This is a genomic window from Exiguobacterium sp. GL_137 (assembly GCF_057834585.1).
In genome coordinates this window covers 1,257,099-1,277,059 of sequence record NZ_CM174406.1, presented here as the reverse complement: position 1 = coordinate 1,277,059, position 19,961 = coordinate 1,257,099, and the positions used below count along the sequence as shown (strand labels likewise).

Genomic DNA, 19,961 nt, shown 5'->3' with positions numbered 1-19,961 from the left:
TAAGGCGTCATGGAAACGGGGTATTCGGATCAAACTCATTTAAAAAAGGCGTTGCGGATCAAGCGGACGATTGTTGTCGCGGCCTCTTCCGAGAAACCGGCAATCGTATAATGATTCGTGTCCGGAATGACGTGAAATTCCGCGTCCGGCAAACTCGCAGCAAACCGTTCATGCGCCGCATTGATCCGCTTCGTCAGTTCCGGGTTCAGCCAGTTCTCGGGCATTCCGCCGGCCCAGTCTGATGCGGATAACACGAGGACCGGCGGCGTGATATGCTCGACGACTTCCAAGACGTTCTGATTATTCGCTTCGACTGCCTGCCACTCATCCAGCGTCCCCCGCCAGTGGTTTTTCCGTGCCATATTCCGCCACATCGGAATGCGGTCGGCTTCCGGCAGACTCGTAAACATCCGGGCACCGAGGTCATCCGGAATCAGCCAGGCGAGTGGCCGGACATGACTCAAGACATATAAAAAACGGTTCCATTCCTCCTGCGTCCGTTCGTACCAGTTCGGCAGTTCGGCGTCGACTTCCGGATGCGACGGATCGAGCAGAACGATTCCCGCCGTCTCGTCCGGACGGCGGCGTCCGAGTTCAAGCGAGATGTAGGCACCAAGCGAGTGGCCGATGAAGACGAACGGACCTTTAATATCAAGCAAAGCGAGAACCCGTTCCAGTTCGTCCGCTTGTTGCGTAAACAACCGTTTCGTTTTGCCACGGGTCGATCGACCGTAACCGAGTCGGGAGTATTCAAAGACCCGTCCCTGTTTCAACAATTCTCCGCGGAGCCAGCCCCATTGGTAATGACTCGACATCATCCCGTGATCAAGAATGAATGTCACATTGCCCGTCCCCGTCAAGCGTGTATCAAAGCGGCCGTCTGCTGTATCGACAATCCGTTCCATTATAAATCCTCTCCTATTCAAACAAATCCAGCTTGATGTCATACCCAAGCAGGTTCAAGTAATCAAATAACTGTGACCGGTGATGATACAAGTGGACAGCTGCTTCTAGCAGCCAACCGGTCGAATTATCGGTGACGCCCCAGTAGGTCGTCTCCGTCGAAAAATCGGCCGTAAGCCGATCTTGATAATACCGCCACGACTGCTCTAGCCGGTCGACAAGTTGCTCCGGCCGCACCGGAACGGCATAGAACTGTGCCATCTCGTCCGCCGTCGTCCCTGTCGCAATCCGCAGATCGGCTTCGAGCAACACAGCGAGATGAACCGCCACTTCATAGACGGACCGTTTGCCGGAAATCGGACGTTTGTCCCAATCCTCCGGCTGAATCAACCGGATCAGCTCACGTGTCGTCCGGACGCCGACACCAACGTGCCGGTCAAGTGCCTGTTGCCAATCAGTCATGCGACCACCAGGCCAGTGCCCGTTGTTCCATCGCTTTAACGAAGCTGTCTTTTCCGGCAATGTAGGCGCTGATGTCTTCCGGATACCGGTTCGCCAGTTGCTCTTTGATTGTACTGTAAGCTTCGACTTCGTGCGGATGTTCCCGCAAGTAATCCCGAAAGACGACGTGACGGGTGATTTCCGGGTTGCCGCTTGCATAAAGATGAATGTGATGCGTCCGCGCGTCTCCGCCCTTCCGGTAATAGCGGCGCCCGGGCATCCCGAACTCCCCTTTCGCTTCATAGCCGATTTTTTCCATCGCTGCGTCAAACGCTTCAATCCCGTCGAGTGAATCGACGACCGGCAGAATATCAAGAATCGGTTTAGCCGATAATCCCGGGACCGATGTACTGCCGATATGATTAACCGCCAGCAGACGGTCTCCGAAAATGGCTCTTAATCGATCCGCTTCCTGTTCAAATGCCTCCGGCCACGATGTTTGATATGGTGTGACGATGACTTGCCGCATGCTATCCGCTCCCCTCGTTATTAGTATGCCAGTTTTTTCCGCAAAACTAAAACGACTCCTCAGATGAGAAGCCGTTTTCCTGCCTTATTTTTTCGTGATGAAGTAACGCGATTGATCGAGACGATCAGATGCTGTATAGATGTTCATCTTGTATGACCCTGTCGCAAGACCGGTCCGCATCTTCAGGACGTAGTTGCCGTGGTTGTCGGCAACGTCCTGCGCAATCAATTTGTAGCCGCTGCTTGTTTTTTCGAATAAGCGGACGATTTGACGTTTTTCGACTTTGCCCGTCAAGGTCTTTTTACCCGCCCATTTTTTGACCGGATACGTATTTTTAATCGTAAATGACGCCTTTTTCGTGATTTTATTTGAGATGTCCGTCGACTTGACTGTGTACGTGCCCGTCATCAGACCATTTTTGACCGGAATCTTGAAGCCGCTTGCCGTCGTTTTCGCTTTCGCGATTTTCGTCGACCCTTTATAGAGCGTGACATCGAGTCCTTCCGTTGCTTTTCCTGTCAAGACCGTCGAACCGTAGACGGCTGATTTCTTATCGATGGCCGGTGTCGCGACGACACCTGTCCCGACTGTCACCGTCGTTTCTTTTTTCATGAAACCGAGCTCCGAGACGACCGTCAACTTGTCACGCAGTTTGACCGGACGGACCGTCACGGCATACTTGCCGGTTTCGTCGGCTGTCGTCGTGCCAAGGACCGTCGTGCCGCGTTTGACTGTAACTTTTGCTCCAGCAACCGCTGTTCCCGTGACGAGCTTCGCTCCTGGTTTCACAGCGCTGACGCTGACGTTAAAGTCTTTCATCGGGACGTCGAGTTTAAACTTCAGGAACGTACCGGTCTCACCGGCGCGTTTGACGCCCGTGTTCGTGATGCCTTCGTAACGTTTCGTGTAGTCCGCTGCGGCTTCGGCTGAATCAAAATCAACCGTGATCGGTTTGCTTGCGACGAGTGACCAGTTGTTGTCCGCTTGATAATCAACAGGCTGTTTTGCTTTGATGAAATCCGAGATGACGTTGCGTGTTTCGTAAGCCGATTTGTAGACGATTTTCTTTCCGCCGCCGAGACCAGGGAAGCTTGCGCTGCCGGCACGGTAGTTGTTCGTTGCGACGAGGAACTCCTGATCATCCGTGATTTCCTTGCCTTGGTATTTGATGTTTTGAACACGGCTTGCGTCTTCTTTGACGACCACCCCGTTGAAATCAAACTTCGCCGGTTTCGTGATGTCGATATCGTACGTCAAACCGTCCAGAATATCAAAGTTGTAGCTACGGAACTCTTTGTTCAGCAAATCTGTCTGCGCATCCGTCACTTCGTTGAATTGACCGGCTGACATCTCGAGCCAGTTTTTGACGTCAGCTCCTGTCACTTTGACGACTTCGAGTGTGTTCGGATAAACATACAGATCGGCGACGTTTTTCAACGCGATCGGTCCTTTTTTGATCAACGTATAGTCTGACGCGTTCACTTGATTGCGACCGCCGGTTTTAAACGGTGCACCGGCAGACAGGAGCGGTAAATCTTTATATTGGGCGAGATCGGCATTTTCTTTCAGTTGTTTCTCGACGTACCATTTTTGCGCGTTCGTGACGAACTGGACGGAATCGTCATCCTGAACGAGCGCAAAGAAGCTTTGGATATCATCATTGATTGTTCCGACTTGCTGGCGGATGTAGGCAAGTGTGCCTTCGTGTGCTTTTTCAATCAATTTGACGGCACCGGCATCAGCTGCCGTGTCTTTTGTGACGTCCGCCAGTTTTGATCCGGCTGTATCGACGATCCATTTCTCGCCGTCCTGCTTCAATTGCAAATCAATCACGCCGACGTTTTTCCCTTGTGTGTTGGCCATGACAACCGGTTTGCCGTTGATAAGACCGTTTGCTGCGTCGACGTTCGGTAAGTTATTGAACGCTGATGTCTTGTCCGGGAATTTTCCGTGCTGGTGACCGGTCATCAAGACATCGATGTCCGCGATTTTTGTCAACGCGTACCCGACATTTTCATCGCCGTCTTTTTGATCCGCTGTATCACCGATTCCTGTGTGCGCGAGTGCGACGACGACGTCTGCACCGGCATCTTTTAATTTCTTCGCCGTTGCTTTAGCGACCGGTACGATATCTTCCGCTGTCACTTTTCCTGTCAGGTTTCCGGCATCCCACGCCATGATTTGTGGAGTGACGACACCAAAGACACCGACTTTGACCGTTTTCATCTGACCGTTTTGGTCTTTGACTTGACGTTCGATGATTTGATAGTCTTTCCCGTCCGTGTTGAATTCGGAAACGATTGGTTTTTTCGTAACGGCATCGAGCACATTCGAGTTCACGAATTTGATTTCACCGCTTGATGCTTTCATCGCTGACTTCAGGAAGTCGAGTCCGAAGTTGAACTCGTGGTTGCCGAGTGTCACTGCGTCATAACCGATGTATTCCATCAGTTCGTACATCGGGTGTTTCCCTTTGTTGCCTTTGTCGTACTGATTTTTGACGTAATCGCCAAATGGTGTCCCTTGTAATGTATCCCCGTTGTCGAATACGAAGCTGTTGGCTTCGCCGACGACGTTTTGTTCCTGCTTAATGACGGTTGCCGCTTTGACAAGACCGATTGTCTCATCTTGCACATCCTTGAAGTAATCGTAGTTCATTGAGTTTGTATGTAAATCAGTAGTCTCTAAAAAACGAAGTTTGACGACGCTGTTATCGGCGGCGAGTGTCTTGACTTGAATGACGGGCGCAAGCATCGGTGCGATCAACGTGCTGGCAATGACGATTTTCGTGATTTGTTTCATCTGATTTCCCCCTAAGTATAAATGACTGCTCAACTAATTTAACACGCTTTCATTGTAGCTTATAGCTTCTTTGAACAGGTCGGACATCCGTCTTATTTAACCTACTTAACTAATTCCAAATACTGGCTTAATAATCTTCAAATGAACTTTACATGCTAAAAAAAAAGCGCCGGTCTGCCTTTTCAGGCCAACCGGCGTCATTGACTATACAGTTGGTTTTCGTTTAATGACAAATCCGATCAATCCGGCAATCAATGCCATCCCCGCAGAATAGAGCGGTGTCAGTCCGGTCGGTTGCTGTGAAAATTGCAGTAACGCTTCATTGCGCCAAGCGACCGTAAAGTCTGCCGTCGTCGCTTGAGCGACGAGGAAACTCGTGACCCCAACGAGGACAGCGAAGACAATCGGATCAAGGATGGTCTTGAAGGACCGGATACCGGCAAGCAGATACAGCAGGAACGGAATCAGAATCAAGACCCAGTACGCACTTTCCGAGTTGACCGGCTCCGGCGTGACTCCGGCCGATTCAGCATCAAGCGCTTGAATCGTCTGCCGGGCGATGCCGTAATCGATCGGTTCGAGATTCAACCGGGTATCCGACAAATCAGGTCGTTCCCCGCCGATAATCGTCAACAGTTGTTCCGTCACCCGATCGGTGTCGACTTCTTCCAGAACATCTTCGATCGATTGATTTAATTGACCGGTCGAGGTCTCACCGTTCAGCATCGTCACCGGGACATCAACATCCGCACCGAGTACATTCGCCTTATAGGTGATCTGTCCACCATGCAACAATTCATACATGCCGCCGCTGCCGGCATCAAGACTGGCGACGGTCAAAGCTGTCCGAAGGGCCGAATCCCCGTCATACTGCGTTTCATCCGTCACGACGAGATACAGCTGAAGACAGCTCGCAAACATTAAGACAAGCAAGCTTCCCCGTGCGGCTGCCGACAACCCGGACAACCCTTGCGGATACAAGGCCAGATAACTTAATGCAATCACGATGCCGAGTGCAAGCAACCCTTGGGTCAACACACCGTCCCGGAACGATAAAAAGGGAACCGAATCACTGCGCTGAACGAGCATGAACCAGCCAATCCACGCCGTTATCAAAAAACTGACGGACCGGACTGTCCAGCCGAGCCGGTTGGCTTTGATCCGCATCATTAAAAAGAGAATAAAAACAAAAACGATACCAAATACCGACAGCAACAAGGAACCATACGTCACGTCGAACGTCAGCGGTGATAGAACCTGGTTCAAATCGATTCCGAAGATAGACAGGACATCACCGGCCGAACTGGCACCAATTACTTGGTTGATGATTGCTTCCCGGACGGCAGCCGGCATCGTTACGTCGAGTCCACCGATAAACAGCAACATCAGTGTGACCGTCACGTCGCTGCTTCCCCAGGTAACGTCCGCGTCCTGCATTTGCTTCACGAGTGACTGATAATCACTGGAAGACTCGATTTGTCCGGTTACGACTGTCATCAGGCCATATAACACGGCAAAGAAGATGAGCCCGAACCCGAGCCCGAACACGATATCCATAATCGAGAAACGCCTGTTGCGCCGCTCTTGTCGTTGCTCCATCGTCAATCCCTCCTTTTCCTTTGTTTAATTATTCCTGTTCTATGCCGTTCAGAAACGCCAACCGCCTAATTTCAATGACTTCTGGTCGTTTCTGTACGATATACTCTAATTATAACCAAATCTGTATGGAAGAGGGATTTTTGATTCCATGAGGAGGAACGACGTGACAACAAAAGCAAATCAAATACTCTTTGAGAACATCAGCAGACAGGCAAAGCTTGGCCAGCTGCTTACGAAACCGACAGTACTGTCCGGTGGTCTCCTGCATCAGATGAATCAAATTCAGACAACGACCGGGACATATGCGGTGAAGTTGCTGAATCCATCCATCCTTTCTCGTCCGACCGCACGACAAAACTTCATCGACTCGGAACGGATTGTCAACGCTTTAGCAGGCAAAGTCTCCGCTCTGCCTGCCTTGACGATTGATGGATCTGCCTTGCAACAAATCGGTACACACTATTACCTTGTCTTCCCGTGGGTGGACGGTTCGATCTTGCCGATTAACCAAGTCACACCGAGCCACGCTGAACTGATCGGCGAACAGTTGGCGCAGATCCACGCTGCGGACCTGTCCTCGCTGACGATTCAACAAACCCCTGCATCACCAGAGTCTCCGCTTCCATGGGACACATTCGCAGAAAAAATCCGTCAGCAAGGACTCACAGTGCTAGAACCTTACTTGTCGGATTTAAGACGAATCAAGCGTTGGGACAACGAAGCGTCTTCTGCCCTAAAACAATGGCGAGGAACATCGGTCCTCAGTCACCGCGATTTGGATGCCAAAAACGTGTTATGGAAGTGCGGTGCACCGGTTCTCATCGACTGGGAATCGGCCGGTCCGATTCATCCGATGCACGATTTTTTAGAAACAGTCCTCTATTGGTCGCTCGATGAGCAAAATCGTGTGCGACGAAATCATTTCGAGGCATTCGTCAAAGGGTATCGTTCGGCAGGCGGTCGACTTGACTACCCTCTTGAGCCCGCTCTGTCCGCTGGATATGCGAGTAAACTCGGATGGCTTGCCTATAGTCTGTCCAAAGCTCTTCACCTTGAACCCGTAACTGAAAAGGAGCAACAAGTTGCCGTTCAACAGGTGCACGAGACGTTAAAAGCACTCAAAGACTACGAAGCGCTGTGTCCGGTGATTAAAAAGTGGTGGCATGACAGTCAACAGAACACGACGAGTACTTTTCAGTAAGGAGCTGGATTTAAATGCCAATCGATTACACTTACCTCACGACACTGATTAAAATGAATCAATTCAGCAAGGCAAAAATCTTATTTGAGACGTATGACATCGATGAAATCAGTGACGAATTCATCGGGGACGCCTTTGATCACGAGACAGACATTTTGTATCAGTTCGTCTGTTATCTGATTGAACAAAAAGAAACAGTCAAACTGCACGAGTTAGCGTTTGGTCTATTGATCCATCCTTTTTGTCATTATGACCGCGCCTACTACCGAGCGTATGACCATGTTCAGCGAATAGTTGCCCTGACCCATCGTCAAGACGTCGCTTTCCTTGAGTGTTTGTTGTTCTTAGCGGGAGTGCCCGATCAAGTCACACCAAAACAGGAAGCCCTTGCTGTGGCGAATGAAATCTTACGGATGGAACCAAAGAATCGAGTCGCAAAAGACTTTTTGAAGGGGATGAAATAAACACATGTATCAAGCAGGGATGGAAACATTACTTCACTTACAGGCCCGTTTAATCAACGGTCAGCTCGAAATACAAAAGGAAGAAGGATACGTAGAGGTCGAATCATTCCTTTTTAATCCGGGTGCCAGTACGGACGAATTGGCCCGACTTCCAAAAGGTACACCAAAAGAAATCGTCCATTTTTTAAGTGTCCATAATGGGGCTCGGCTTTATTTTACCCCGGAGGATGGCGGTGGTTTCGAGTTGTTCACGATTGATGACATATTGACGTACCTTTCGATTTGGGAATGTCCGCAGGGCTTCACCCCGATTGGTGCCGGACCTGACGGGGAATGGCTCGTCTGTGAAGCAATCGGTGAAGACGACAACCGGATCTTGACCGGCGAATTTCTGACGTACGAAGACCCTGACTTCGAGCGGCTCCCCTTCTCTTTCTCGAAGTGGCTCGATTATCTGATTGTTGCGCAAGGGGCGATGTATTGGGACTGGTTTCGTTAATACGGTTTAACGAATCAATCTGTTTTGGTAATACGCGGTTTAAAGAGGAGAAATAACAGAATTCCCGCAAACTTTCGCAACAACTGATAAAATTCATGTGTTTCTACCGCTGCTCCATGCAATAACACTTCATATTTTGCCCATCGGTCTTCGTACACCAGCCCTGAATCCCGATAGCCGTTCCGCACATAGAATTTTTTCCGCGTCACCCGTTGTTGATAATTTTCAGCACTCTCATCCAGATTCTCAATGTTTAATAGTATCCGATTTCCCGGCCGGTGTTCTTCAATCTTCTTTAAGAGTTGACTGCCGTAGCCGCTGGATCTTGCCTGACCGTCAACAGCCACATATAACACATACGTTAAATCTTGATGCGTGATCAGATAGGTAAAACCAACAAAAATATTTTGATCATACAGCGCCCAAAAATCCACAGAGCGTTTGTTGGCTTTTCTTAACAACATGTTCATCGGCATCCGTTCATGATCCGGGAATGCTTCCAGGTATAATTGAGTTACCCGGTCGATATCCCGATGGCCTTTCGTCAAGTGTTCTATTTCCAAAAACATGTTCACTACTCCTTTTAAAAAAATAAACTCGATCCGGTCGAAGGACCAAAGTCTTCTCCGACCACATCAAGTTTTTTTAAAGTCATTGTTTTGCAAGAGGTGCATCCTATGTTGCATTCATCGCAGAGACAAACGCCGGTAAAAAAGAATCGTCAACAGCACGATGATTCCAAGCAGTACATACATGACCGTATATCCAATAACCGGTAACATCAAGCCGAGTAAAACCGGACCGAGTCCATTTCCGATATCAAAAAAAATAAGAAACGTCGCCGTTGCACGGGCTTTTCCTTCGTGCGGGACAGCTCTCACAGCCATCGTCTGGCTGATCGAAGAGAGATTGCCGAATCCGAGTCCAATCAACAGGCTAGCAAATAAAAAGACGACAGCATCAGTTGCACTACTCAGTAAAAACAGTCCGACGGCAAACAGGAGAAGGGCAGGATACATGACCACGTCGGGTCCACGCTGATCCATCAAACGTCCCGTGACAGGACGTGAAACCAAAACCGTCAACGTGTAGACGATAAAGAAATAACTGGCAGCAGTGATTAGGTTACGCTCGATGGCAAATAAACTGATATACGAGAGGATACTGGAGAAACAAAAAGTCATCACTAAAATAATCAAGCTGATGGGTAATGCTTTTCGTTCAAACACATGCGTCCACTTCAAATCCGAAGTCGGCTTATTCGTTTTCTTCGATGGAACCGAAAGGAACCATCCACACACCACACTCAGGACCGCCAACAGCAGACAGAATAAAAAGATTGTCGTAAATCCGGTGCGGGGCATCAAAAACAGTCCGACGAACGGACCGATTCCGGTGGCCAGTGCTGTACTTACTGCAAAGTATCCGATGCCCTCTCCGCTTCTTTCTTCCGGAATTGTCAAGACGACGATCGTTCCGATGATAGTTGTTGCAATCCCCATTGCAAAACCGTTTAACAAACGGGTAAAGGCAAAAAAGGTAAATCCAAAATCCAAAATATAGAGAGCCATCGTCAGGGCAAAAAACAGTAATCCAAAGCGTAATAAAGACTGACCGTTCACTTTCGACAAAAGCATCCCTGTCACCAGACGCCCTGCCAACGCACCGATGATAAAAATACCTGCAACTAACCCCGCCTGACCAGTCGTCATACCCAACTCATTGAGGGCATACAGTGTGATGATGGAGTTGAGCAACAAATACATAAAAATCAAGAAAAAGTTGAGACTTGATAACAGCACAAATTCTTTTGTCCATAAAGACCGTTTATCTATCTGTTTCAAAATGAGTGCCTCCAAAAATTACGGCAACTCCAGTTAAACTTAAAACACAAACCGCTCGCCATCTTCCGGCACGATGAGTTGAGAAGAAAAGTGATGTTCAACGGCAAACGTTCTTAAATCTGTCCGAGACAATGCCCAGTGATTCACAGCTTCCATATGGACGGAAAGAATCCGTGCGGTTGGTGCGGCCTCGTGGACAGCTAAGACGTCTTCCGCTCCCATCACCAGTGAGCCGCCTTCCACAAACTGGTTATCACCCGCGTTGACGACGATGACTTCCGGTTGATGCTGCTCGATCACTTTCTCCACTTCTTCATACCAGACCGTATCGCCAGCGATATATACGGTTTTTTCATCTTCATGTTTAAAGACGACTCCGCACACCGAACCGGCGATTTCCAAAATGGGTCCTCTGCCGTGCTCGCCTTTTGTTTGAATCAACTGAATTCCTTCAAAAACCGTATCTTCTTGTAAAACTTCGACGTTTTGGAATCCGCTGTTTCTAATTTCTTGGGCATCCTGTTCATTCTGAGTGAACAAAGGAATGTCTTTTGATAGTACTTCTTTTGCCACATCGTCCCAATGATCGAGGTGCAAATGTGTGACAATGACAGCATCTGCCTCGATAATAGAGTCGAGTGAAACCGGCAATTCGTTTAACGGATTTTTTTGATCTTGTCGTGCCGAATTTGGAAATGCCGGATATGCTCCCTTGTCTGCTAAAAACGGGTCAATCAAAAATGTTTTACCGGCATAGTCCAGTTTTAACGTTGCATTACGGATATGTTGGATGTTCATGTATACCACTCCTTTTCGTTGTTAGGAGCCTAGTATATAATTTGAACATCATCCCGATACAGAGCTTACTGAAGGTATTTTTGCCGTTTTACTTTACTTATGAAGGGATTTGAAATCGTGTTGGATCAAACGGACTTACAAATCATCAACGAGCTGTCACAAAACAGCCGGATCACGATGAAAGAATTGGGTCAAAAAATTCACTTAAGTGGACCCGCAACATCGGCCCGGGTCTTAAAATTAGAGGATCAAGGCATCATCGAAGGGTATACGATTCTTGTTAACCCTTTAAAGATGGGCTATACGATTCATGCGATGATTAGTATCTATACGAAAGATACCCATCACCAGCCGTATCTCTCGTTTCTCAAAAAACATCCATTATATGTTCTGAATAATTATAAAATCAGTGGGGACAGTTGTTATCTATTGGAGTGTCGTTTTCCATCGAACAAGGAACTGGATTCGTTTTTAACTGAATTAAATGAGCATGTGAATTATCAGTTATCGATCGTGATTAACAAATGAGTAAACTTTACTTCACGATTATGAACATACGAAAGCCTTGCCTCCGTTAACCGGAAGCAAGGCTCTTTTGAATTGCCATGATGTTTTTCTCTATTAGATACCTTCGTAAGCGAGTTCCATGATTTGACGGAGTTCCGTCACGAGCGGCATTTTCGGATTCGCAGTCGTACATTGATCCTCAAACGCATCGACGGCCATCTTGTCGAGTTTCGCTTCAAAGTCGGCTTTTTTGATTCCTTGGGCTTTGAACGACATCTTGATGTTGAGGCGTTGTCCGAGTTCACTGACAGCTTGGATGAATGATTCGACACCTTGTTCTGTCGTCGCTGCCGGCAGACCGAGGTAACGGGCGATTTCCGCATACCGTTCATCTGCAATAAACGATTCGTATTTCGGGAAAGCGGCCAGTTTTGTTGGCTTTGTTGCATTGTAGCGGATGACGTGAGGCATCAGAATCGCATTCGTCCGACCGTGTGGTGTGTGGAACTCCCCACCGATTTTGTGTGCGATCGAGTGGTTGATGCCGAGGAAGGCATTGGCAAACGCCATTCCGGCCATCGTTGACGCATTGTGGACTTTTTCGCGTGCTTCGGCGTCTGAACCGTTATCGTAAGCGCGTGGCAAGTACTCAAAAATCATCTTGATTGCTTTTAATGCCAGTCCATCCGTGTAGTCGTTTGCAAGGACAGAGACGAAAGCTTCCGTTGCGTGTGTCAAGACGTCCATCCCTGTATCGGCCGTGATAGAGGCCGGCACCGTCATGACGAACTCTGGATCAACGATGGCAACGTCTGGTGTCAACGCATAGTCAGCAATCGGATACTTAACGTTTTTCTCTTTATCGGTGATAACAGTGAACGGTGTGACTTCTGATCCCGTACCGGATGTCGTCGGAATGGCGACGAACTTCGCTTTATTACCGAGTTCCGGGAATTTATAGGCCCGTTTCCGGATATCCATGAATTTTTGACGGAGGTTCGAGAACGTTTCGTTTGGCTGCTCGTAGAACAACCACATCCCTTTCGCAGCATCCATCGCCGATCCGCCACCGAGGGCGATGATCAGGTCCGGTTTAAAGTCACGCATCGCCTGGGCACCGACTTGAACGGTCGTCACGGATGGATCCGGTTCGACCTGGTCAAAGATCCGGTAGCTGACGCCTGCAGGCAAGTTACGGATGACTTTGTCGGCATAACCGAACTCAACCATCGATTGGTCGGTGACGATCAACACCCGTGAGACATTTTGAATCGATTTCAAGTATTGAACCGAGTTTTTCTCAAAGAAAATCTTTTCCGGTACTTTGAACCACTGCATGTTCACGCGTCGTCTCGCCACCTTTTTGACATTGAGTAGATGTTTCGCCGTTACGTTTTCTGAGACCGAGTTTTTCCCGTATGATCCGCAACCGAGTGTGAGTGACGGTGTCAATTCATTGTAGAGATCGCCGATTCCGCCGTGTGCTGACGGACTGTTGACGAGAATCCGGCAGGCTTTCATCCGGAGACCAAACGCTGTCATCAACTCATCATCTGTCGTATGAATAACCGCCGTATGACCGAGTCCGCCAATTTCAAGCATTCGTTCGGCGACATGGAAGGCGTCATTCGTTGACGCAACGCTGTACGCACCGAGAACCGGACTTAGTTTTTCGTGTGATAACGGTTCTTCAGCCCCGACTTTTTCGAGTTCCGCGACGAGCATGACGGTGTTGCCCGGAACATCGATGCCGGCTTTTGCTGCAATCCATGTCGCAGGTTTTCCGACGATATCCGCATTGACGGCACATGTATCGGTTTTGATGACGAGTGCTTCGAGACGTTTTTTCTCATCCGGTGTACAGAAGTAACAACCGAGTGCTTCCATCTCTGCCCGGACTTCCGCATAAATCTCTTGATCGACGATGACGGCTTGCTCGGACGCACAAATCATTCCGTTATCAAATGTTTTCGAGAGGACCAAATCACTGACGGAGCGTTTGATTTTAGCTGTTTTTTCGATGTAACACGGTACGTTACCCGGTCCGACACCAAGTGCTGGTTTACCGGTTGAGTAAGCGGATTTGACCATGCCGGCTCCGCCTGTCGCGAGGACCATCGCGATGTCGGTATGGTTCATCAAAACTTTTGTTGCTTCAAGTGACGGTTGTTCGACCCACTGGATACAATCTTTCGGTGCACCCGCTTTGACGGCCGCATCGCGTAATGTTTTCGCTGCTTCGAGGGAACAGTTTTGTGCTGATGGATGGAAGGCGAACACAATCGGGTTACGCGTCTTGATCGCGATCAACGCTTTGAACATCGTCGTTGACGTCGGATTCGTCACCGGTGTGACGCCACAGACGACACCGACCGGTTCCGCGATGTACGTGATACCGTTTTGGACGTCTTCTTCTAAAATCCCGACCGTTTTTTCATTCCGGAGACTATTGTAGATGTATTCTGTTGCGAACATGTTTTTGATCATTTTATCTTCAAAGACACCGCGTCCTGTCTCTTCAACCGCGAGACGCGCCAGTTCGACGTGACGTTCAAGACCGGCGAGCGCCATGTCCCGCACGATCGTATCGATTTTCGTTTGATCAAATGTCAGTAATTCTTGAAGTGCCGTTTGACCTTTCGCGACGATTTGATTGATTGCTTGTTCGACAGGTGAGACATCTTGTTTGATTTTTTCTTTGACAGCCATGTTAGGTTTCCTCCCTATTTTGGAACGAATCTGAGTCTGCAATTCCCTATTAGATGTTAGGAATGCCAAGCTGATTTTCAATAGTTTGTGCTTTCCTTCACAAATCAATCATACCGCCTTTTGTTACATTTGTGCATGGCTATCCTGTGAACTATTTCACATGAATGATAGCGTTTTCAAAGAAACAACCTGTTCTGACGTAAGGATTCGCTTTTTTGTACCGCTCCTGTGATAACTGTCACAGCAATCGATGAATCTGCTTGTCTGACCAATCGTTCATCGTGTACGCTAGGAATAGTTCCATCATTCATTTGTCTTAAAGGAGGAAGTTTCAATGTCAGTCGTTAATCAAATGCTTGCGTTTAATCAACAGTTCGTTGAAGAAAAACAATACGAACCATTCATCTCGGATAAGTTCCCGGATAAGAAGGTTGTGATTCTGACCTGTATGGATGCACGTTTGACGGAGCTCCTTCCCCACGCACTTGGTCTGAAAAACGGTGATGCGAAAATCATCAAAAATGCCGGAGCCGTCCTGTCCCATCCATTCGGATCTGTCATGCGGTCGATTCTCGTCGCGCTCTATGCTCTTGGAGCAGAGGAAGTCATTGTCATCGGACATCATGACTGCGGCATGAGCACGATTGACCCGGCGAAGATGATCGCCGAGATGCAGGATCGTGGCATCAATGAACAGGTTCTGCACACGCTGGATGCTTCCGGCGTCGATTTGAAGCAATGGTTACGCGGCTTCACATCGGTCGAAGAAAATGTCAGCCACTCGGTCGGACTGATCAAAAACCATCCATTGTTGCCACCGGGTACGGAAGTCCACGGACTTGTCATCGATCCGGGAACAGGTAAACTCGACCAAGTCGATTGCTGAATCACATTTTAATGAAGAAGAAAGGTATGGCCGGCCTCAATTTGACGTCGGTCATACCTTTTTTGTGTTTTTTTCTTGACAGTCAAAAGATCGGTCTGTATGATACTTTAGTATAGTACAGTGATACCAAAAGAAAGTGTGGTTTTAGTTCATGTTTAATGCAGTCATTATTGCCGTTGCTCTATTATTTCTTTTAGCCATCTTCCGGGTCCATATCGTCCTCGCGATGGTTCTCAGTGCCGTCGCCGGCGGACTGATCGGCGGTCTCGGCATCAACAAGACGATCGCAACGTTTGCTGAAGGACTTGGCGCCGGTGCCGAAATTGCCCTCAGCTACGCCTTACTCGGTGCGTTTGCTGTCGCCTTGTCAAAAACCGGTCTTCCGGATGCGTTGGCACACGCTCTGATCAACCGTTCGAAAGGATCCGCTGACGCGGCGTCAGTCAAGAAGTTAAAAGGCTTTATCGTCTTTGCAATCTTGTTGCTCGCGATCAGCTCACAAAACGTCTTGCCGATTCACATCGCCTTCATCCCAATCATCATTCCACCGCTCCTCGGTCTGTTTAATGATATGAAGATTGACCGTCGCCTGATTGCTATCGTCATGACGTTTGGTCTCGTCACACCGTACATGTTCCTGCCGGTCGGCTTCGGGGATATCTACTTGAACCAGATCCTTCTGCCGAACATTTCGAAAAACGGAATGGACACGGCTGGTGCTTCCGTCATTCAGGCAATGGCGATTCCGGCACTCGGAATGCTCGTTGGTCTGTTGATCGGTCTTTACGTTTACCGGAAACCACGGGAATACGAAATGCGGAATATCGCCCCGGACGACTATGAGATTCCCGTCATCACGAAAACAAAACTACTCCTCAGCGGACTCGTCGTCCTCGCGACACTCGCTGTCCAGCTGACGACCGAATCGATGATTTTTGCTGCGACAACAGGTCTCGTCCTGTTTCTCCTTCTTCGTCTCGTCCGCTTCAGCGAAGCAGACGATGTCATCACCCGCGGTATGCGGATGATGTCGTTCATCGGATTCGTCATGATTTCAGCGAATGGATTTTCGAACGTCCTCCGGAAAACCGGCGATATCGATCCGCTCGTCGAAAATTCAAAAGCCTTGATGGGCGATTCCCAACTCGTTGCCGCTTTCGTCATGCTGTTGATCGGACTACTCGTCACAATGGGGATCGGCTCGAGTTTCTCGACGGTTCCTGTCATCGCTGCGATTTTCGTCCCGCTTTGTGTCCAGTACGGATTCAGTCTGGAAGCGACGATTGCTATCATCGGGACGGCCGGTGCCCTTGGCGACGCCGGAAGCCCGGCATCCGATTCGACGCTCGGTCCAACAAGTGGACTGAACGCTGACGGACAGCATGATCACATGCGGGAAACCGTCATCCCGACATTCCTGCACTACAATCTGCCGCTGCTCGTTTTCGGAACGATTGCCGCGATGGTGTTATAAAAAGTATGTTTTCAGGAACCAATGCCGTAATCGGTATTGGTTCTTTTTTTGAATCATTTTGCTTCATTAAACGGGCTGTACCTTCTACTTAAAGATGCTTAGTAAATATTTGCTTCGTCAGATTAAAGATTTTTTCTTTCATTTTCCGGCTTTCTTCTCTAATATAAAGGAATGAAGTGAAGCTGAAGGAGTGTTCGATGTGTTATCTCAAGTTGTTAATAACGTTTTATTATACCTCGCTGATCTAGGGTATTTCGGTATTGCCTTAGGATTGATGATTGAGATCATTCCGAGCGAAATCGTCTTGTCTTACGGCGGATTCATGATTTCCCAAGGAACGATCGGTTGGCCGCTTGCCGTTGTTGCTGCTGTCATCGGCGGTTTGTTTTCGCAATTATTTTTATACTGGTTTGCCCGTTACGGCGGTCGACCATTGATTTTAAAATACGGAAAGTACCTGCTGATTACGGAACACCATCTCGATCTCGCAGAACGCTGGTTCCTGAAATACGGACAAGGCGTCATTTTCGGAGCCCGCTTCATTCCGGTCGTCCGTCATGCGATTTCGATTCCAGCCGGTCTTGCAAAAATGGATCAGACGAAATTCTCATTCTACACTGTCCTCGCCATCATTCCCTGGTCGATTCTTTTCCTCTACCTCGGTGAGACGCTCGGAACGAACTGGCGCTCGATTAAAGAAGTGGCCGCACCTTATACGAACGGTGTCCTGATTGCTGCTGTCGTTATGATTCTCTTATATGTCTTCCTGAAAAAGCGTCAACGTACAACCTAATTCAAGTTTTGCAGTCTGTCCCCGCGGCAGACTGTTTTTAAAAAGGAGCGACTTATCTTGGATACTTCCAACACATTAAAAATTCACCTCGACCGCGTTACGGCGTCTCAAGTTACCGGTAAACACATTGCCACGGGATTGACGATTTCAGGACAAATCATGATGATTGAAGAAATTTATGATACAAAACGACATCGGAACGTACTGCATGTCCATCGTCTGCATGACCAATGGCGGACAACGACGATCATCGCTCAGGCCGAAACAGATTTCAGTTATGTCGACTCATTTTCTGACGGACGGATTCTCCTTGTCGCTTCACGATGCGACGATGATATCGACGGTTTGTGGCTGCCGAATGCTTTTATTTACGATTCAGCGGGACATCTCCTCGATAGTTTTTGTCTTGATGACGGGATTCAAAACGTCCATATTGATGAAAAAAACCAAATTTGGGTCAGTTACTTCGATGAGGGCGTCTTTGCCGATGCCGTGACCAATTCGGTTGGTTCCTTTGGATTAGTAGTCTTCGATGAATTTGGACAAGCCGTTTTTAAGAACAAGGATTATCCGATTGATGACTGTTATGCGCTGAACGTCTGTGCGTCGGACGATGCCTGGTTCTTTTATCATCCGGATTACCGGGTCGTCCACTTTCATCAAGGAAACAGTACAAGCTATCAAGTCCCGCGTCGGCATTTTTCAGATTTCGTCGTCCAAGGCGGGTATTTGATTTCAACGGACAATGAACATACGTATTTGCTAAAGCGGGAAAGCGATAAGTATGTCGAGATGGCACGGATTTTATTCGAGTCGGAAAAAGGCTCTCCGCTGCAAGGAACCATCAAAATGCGCCAAAACCGAATCGTCCTCTCTACGGATACCCGTCTTTATGCGGGAACGTTTACAGATTTCATTCCAAAATGACAAGTTGCCGAATCCCTTCATTTTGAAGGGGTTCGGCTTTTTTTCATTTCTTTTCATTTATATTAGGAAAAACGAAAATGTTTTCAGAAAAAGCTTTCAATTCTCTTTTTTAAGATAGTATACTCATGGTTATAGTGTTTCGGACTTGTCTGACAAGTTCAAGAGTAATCATTTTTTTGGTACATGGGGGTACTTATGGAATCGAACTTAAAGCGGGAATTAACAGCACGACAAGTACAAATGATTGCCTTAGGGGGGACCATCGGCGTCGGCCTATTTCTTGGATCGTCAAGTACGATTGCCTGGACCGGTCCATCTGTCATTCTTGCCTACATGTTGGCAGGGGCCTTCATCTTTTTAATCATGCGCGCCTTAGGTGAGATGGTCTACACCCATCCACACACCGGATCGTATGCAAAGTTCGCGAATGATTACATTCATCCGGCAGCCGGCTTCATGACGGCGAGCAGCAACATTTTCAACTGGGTCATTGTCGGGATGAGTGAAGTCATTGCCGTCGGGACCTACATGCGGTTTTGGTGGCCGGATCTACCGACCTGGATTCCGGGTGTCGTCGTCATCGTCATCCTGACGCTTGCGAACCTCGCCTCGGTCAAAATGTTTGGTGAACTCGAATTTTGGTTTGCCTCCGTCAAAGTTATCACAATTATCCTGATGATCATCGCCGGTCTAGGCATCATTCTGTTTGGTTTCGGAAACGACGGGACGCCGATCGGCTTCTCAAACCTGTGGTCACACGGTGGCTTCTTCACCAACGGCGTCAGCGGCTTCTTCTTCGCCCTCTCGATTGTCTTCGCGTCTTATATCGGCGTTGAACTAATCGGTGTGACAGCCGGGGAGACGAAGGATCCGGAAACGAACATCACCCGTGCCATCAACGGCGTCATCTGGCGGATCCTGATTTTCTACGTTGGAGCAATTTTCATCATCGTCACCGTCTATCCATGGGATCAGCTGGCAGATCTCGGCAGCCCGTTTGTTGCGACGTTTGCTAAAGTCGGGATTACAGCCGCAGCAGCCGTCATCAATGTCGTCGTCATCACGGCTGCGATGTCCGGTTGTAACTCCGGCATCTTCAGCTCGAGCCGGATGATTTATACGCTCGCGGAAAAAGGACAAATGCCGTCGCTTTTCCTGAAGGTCAACAAAAACGGGATTCCACTCTACACGGTCCTTGCCGTGTCAGCCGGTATCTTTGTCGGAATCATCCTCGACATCGTCCTGCCATTGTTTCTCGGCAAAGACACGAATATCTTCGTCTATGTCTACAGTGCGTCAGTCTTGCCGGGAATGGTACCATGGTTCGCCATCCTGGTCAGCCATATCCAGTACCGGAAAATCGAAGCCGACCGGATTGCCGATCATCCGTTTAAGATGCCCGGCGCACCGTATACGAACTACATCACGATTGTGATGCTGCTGATCGTCCTCGTCGGAATGTTGTTCAATGATGAGACCCGTGTCTCGATTCTGATCGGACTCGTTTTCCTGATTCTCTCCGGTATCTATTATGTAGTACGCACACCTAAGTCGTCTTAAAACAACGCTGTCCCCGGCTAAAAAA

General features: G+C 48.5%; 18 protein-coding genes. 9 read left to right on the top strand and 9 right to left on the bottom strand.

The features are described 5' to 3' along the window. Positions 1 to 35: 35 nt before the first annotated feature. From AC3IRK_RS06575 to AC3IRK_RS06555, 5 genes are all read right to left on the bottom strand, one after another. On the bottom strand, positions 36 to 905 hold the full coding sequence (locus tag AC3IRK_RS06575) for an alpha/beta fold hydrolase (protein ID WP_131502850.1): 870 nt from the start codon (positions 903 to 905) through the stop codon (positions 36 to 38). A gap of 13 nt (positions 906 to 918) precedes the next feature. Further along, positions 919 to 1,365, bottom strand: a complete 447-nt coding sequence (locus tag AC3IRK_RS06570) for a DinB family protein (RefSeq protein WP_489170551.1) — start codon at positions 1,363 to 1,365, stop codon at positions 919 to 921. Then, positions 1,358 to 1,873, bottom strand: a complete 516-nt coding sequence (locus AC3IRK_RS06565) for a GrpB family protein (protein WP_489170549.1) — start codon at positions 1,871 to 1,873, stop codon at positions 1,358 to 1,360. The genes AC3IRK_RS06570 and AC3IRK_RS06565 overlap by 8 nt, the downstream gene beginning before the upstream one ends. A gap of 84 nt (positions 1,874 to 1,957) precedes the next feature. Then, positions 1,958 to 4,675, bottom strand: a complete 2,718-nt coding sequence (locus AC3IRK_RS06560) for a bifunctional 2',3'-cyclic-nucleotide 2'-phosphodiesterase/3'-nucleotidase (protein ID WP_489170548.1) — start codon at positions 4,673 to 4,675, stop codon at positions 1,958 to 1,960. Positions 4,676 to 4,879: 204 nt separating this feature from the next. Further along, the gene (locus AC3IRK_RS06555; protein WP_489170547.1) at positions 4,880 to 6,274 is read right to left on the bottom strand and encodes a hypothetical protein; all 1,395 of its coding nucleotides are present in this window, start codon (positions 6,272 to 6,274) and stop codon (positions 4,880 to 4,882) included. A gap of 163 nt (positions 6,275 to 6,437) precedes the next feature. Between AC3IRK_RS06555 and AC3IRK_RS06550 the strand changes: the two genes are divergently transcribed. The 3 genes from AC3IRK_RS06550 to AC3IRK_RS06540 are packed head-to-tail and all read left to right on the top strand — an operon-like array spanning position 6,438 to position 8,438. Beyond that, the gene (locus AC3IRK_RS06550) at positions 6,438 to 7,475 is read left to right on the top strand and encodes a phosphotransferase (RefSeq protein ID WP_165871655.1); all 1,038 of its coding nucleotides are present in this window, start codon (positions 6,438 to 6,440) and stop codon (positions 7,473 to 7,475) included. Between the two features lie 14 nt (positions 7,476 to 7,489). Then, positions 7,490 to 7,939, top strand: a complete 450-nt coding sequence (locus AC3IRK_RS06545) for a hypothetical protein (RefSeq protein ID WP_489170546.1) — start codon at positions 7,490 to 7,492, stop codon at positions 7,937 to 7,939. Positions 7,940 to 7,943: 4 nt separating this feature from the next. Continuing rightward, positions 7,944 to 8,438, top strand: a complete 495-nt coding sequence (locus AC3IRK_RS06540; RefSeq protein WP_489170545.1) for an SMI1/KNR4 family protein — start codon at positions 7,944 to 7,946, stop codon at positions 8,436 to 8,438. A 14-nt stretch (positions 8,439 to 8,452) separates the two neighbouring features. Here AC3IRK_RS06540 and AC3IRK_RS06535 read toward each other — a convergent pair whose 3' ends face one another. The 3 genes from AC3IRK_RS06535 to AC3IRK_RS06525 form a co-directional block, all read right to left on the bottom strand. Continuing rightward, entirely contained in the window at positions 8,453 to 9,007 is a 555-nt protein-coding gene (locus AC3IRK_RS06535) for a GNAT family N-acetyltransferase (RefSeq protein ID WP_489170544.1), read from the bottom strand. Between the two features lie 117 nt (positions 9,008 to 9,124). After that, a complete protein-coding gene (locus AC3IRK_RS06530) occupies positions 9,125 to 10,282 on the bottom strand; it encodes an MFS transporter (RefSeq protein ID WP_489170543.1) in 1,158 nt (385 codons plus the stop codon). Between the two features lie 39 nt (positions 10,283 to 10,321). Further along, entirely contained in the window at positions 10,322 to 11,080 is a 759-nt protein-coding gene (locus AC3IRK_RS06525) for an MBL fold metallo-hydrolase (protein WP_489170542.1), read from the bottom strand. Between the two features lie 117 nt (positions 11,081 to 11,197). Between AC3IRK_RS06525 and AC3IRK_RS06520 the strand changes: the two genes are divergently transcribed. After that, entirely contained in the window at positions 11,198 to 11,608 is a 411-nt protein-coding gene (locus tag AC3IRK_RS06520; protein WP_131502861.1) for an Lrp/AsnC family transcriptional regulator, read from the top strand. Positions 11,609 to 11,701: 93 nt separating this feature from the next. Here AC3IRK_RS06520 and adhE read toward each other — a convergent pair whose 3' ends face one another. Continuing rightward, positions 11,702 to 14,296 carry a bifunctional acetaldehyde-CoA/alcohol dehydrogenase gene (gene adhE, locus AC3IRK_RS06515; RefSeq protein WP_489170541.1) on the bottom strand — a complete coding sequence of 865 codons (2,595 nt, stop codon included), beginning with the start codon at positions 14,294 to 14,296 and terminating at the stop codon, positions 11,702 to 11,704. A gap of 334 nt (positions 14,297 to 14,630) precedes the next feature. Here adhE and AC3IRK_RS06510 point away from each other — a divergent pair, with 334 nt between their 5' ends. From AC3IRK_RS06510 to AC3IRK_RS06490, 5 genes are all read left to right on the top strand, one after another. Then, positions 14,631 to 15,182 carry a beta-class carbonic anhydrase gene (locus tag AC3IRK_RS06510; protein ID WP_026828619.1) on the top strand — a complete coding sequence of 184 codons (552 nt, stop codon included), beginning with the start codon at positions 14,631 to 14,633 and terminating at the stop codon, positions 15,180 to 15,182. A 151-nt stretch (positions 15,183 to 15,333) separates the two neighbouring features. After that, positions 15,334 to 16,656: a Na+/H+ antiporter family protein gene (locus tag AC3IRK_RS06505; RefSeq protein WP_489170540.1), complete on the top strand. Its 1,323-nt coding sequence runs from the start codon at positions 15,334 to 15,336 to the stop codon at positions 16,654 to 16,656. 199 nt (positions 16,657 to 16,855) lie between these two features. Further along, positions 16,856 to 17,449, top strand: coding sequence for an undecaprenyl phosphate transporter UptA (uptA, locus tag AC3IRK_RS06500; RefSeq protein WP_131502864.1), 594 nt, complete (start codon positions 16,856 to 16,858; stop codon positions 17,447 to 17,449). A 57-nt stretch (positions 17,450 to 17,506) separates the two neighbouring features. Beyond that, complete coding sequence (locus AC3IRK_RS06495; protein WP_131973001.1) at positions 17,507 to 18,376, top strand: hypothetical protein; 870 nt, start codon at positions 17,507 to 17,509, stop codon at positions 18,374 to 18,376. A gap of 195 nt (positions 18,377 to 18,571) precedes the next feature. Then, the gene (locus AC3IRK_RS06490) at positions 18,572 to 19,936 is read left to right on the top strand and encodes an amino acid permease (protein ID WP_131973002.1); all 1,365 of its coding nucleotides are present in this window, start codon (positions 18,572 to 18,574) and stop codon (positions 19,934 to 19,936) included. Positions 19,937 to 19,961 lie beyond the last annotated feature (25 nt).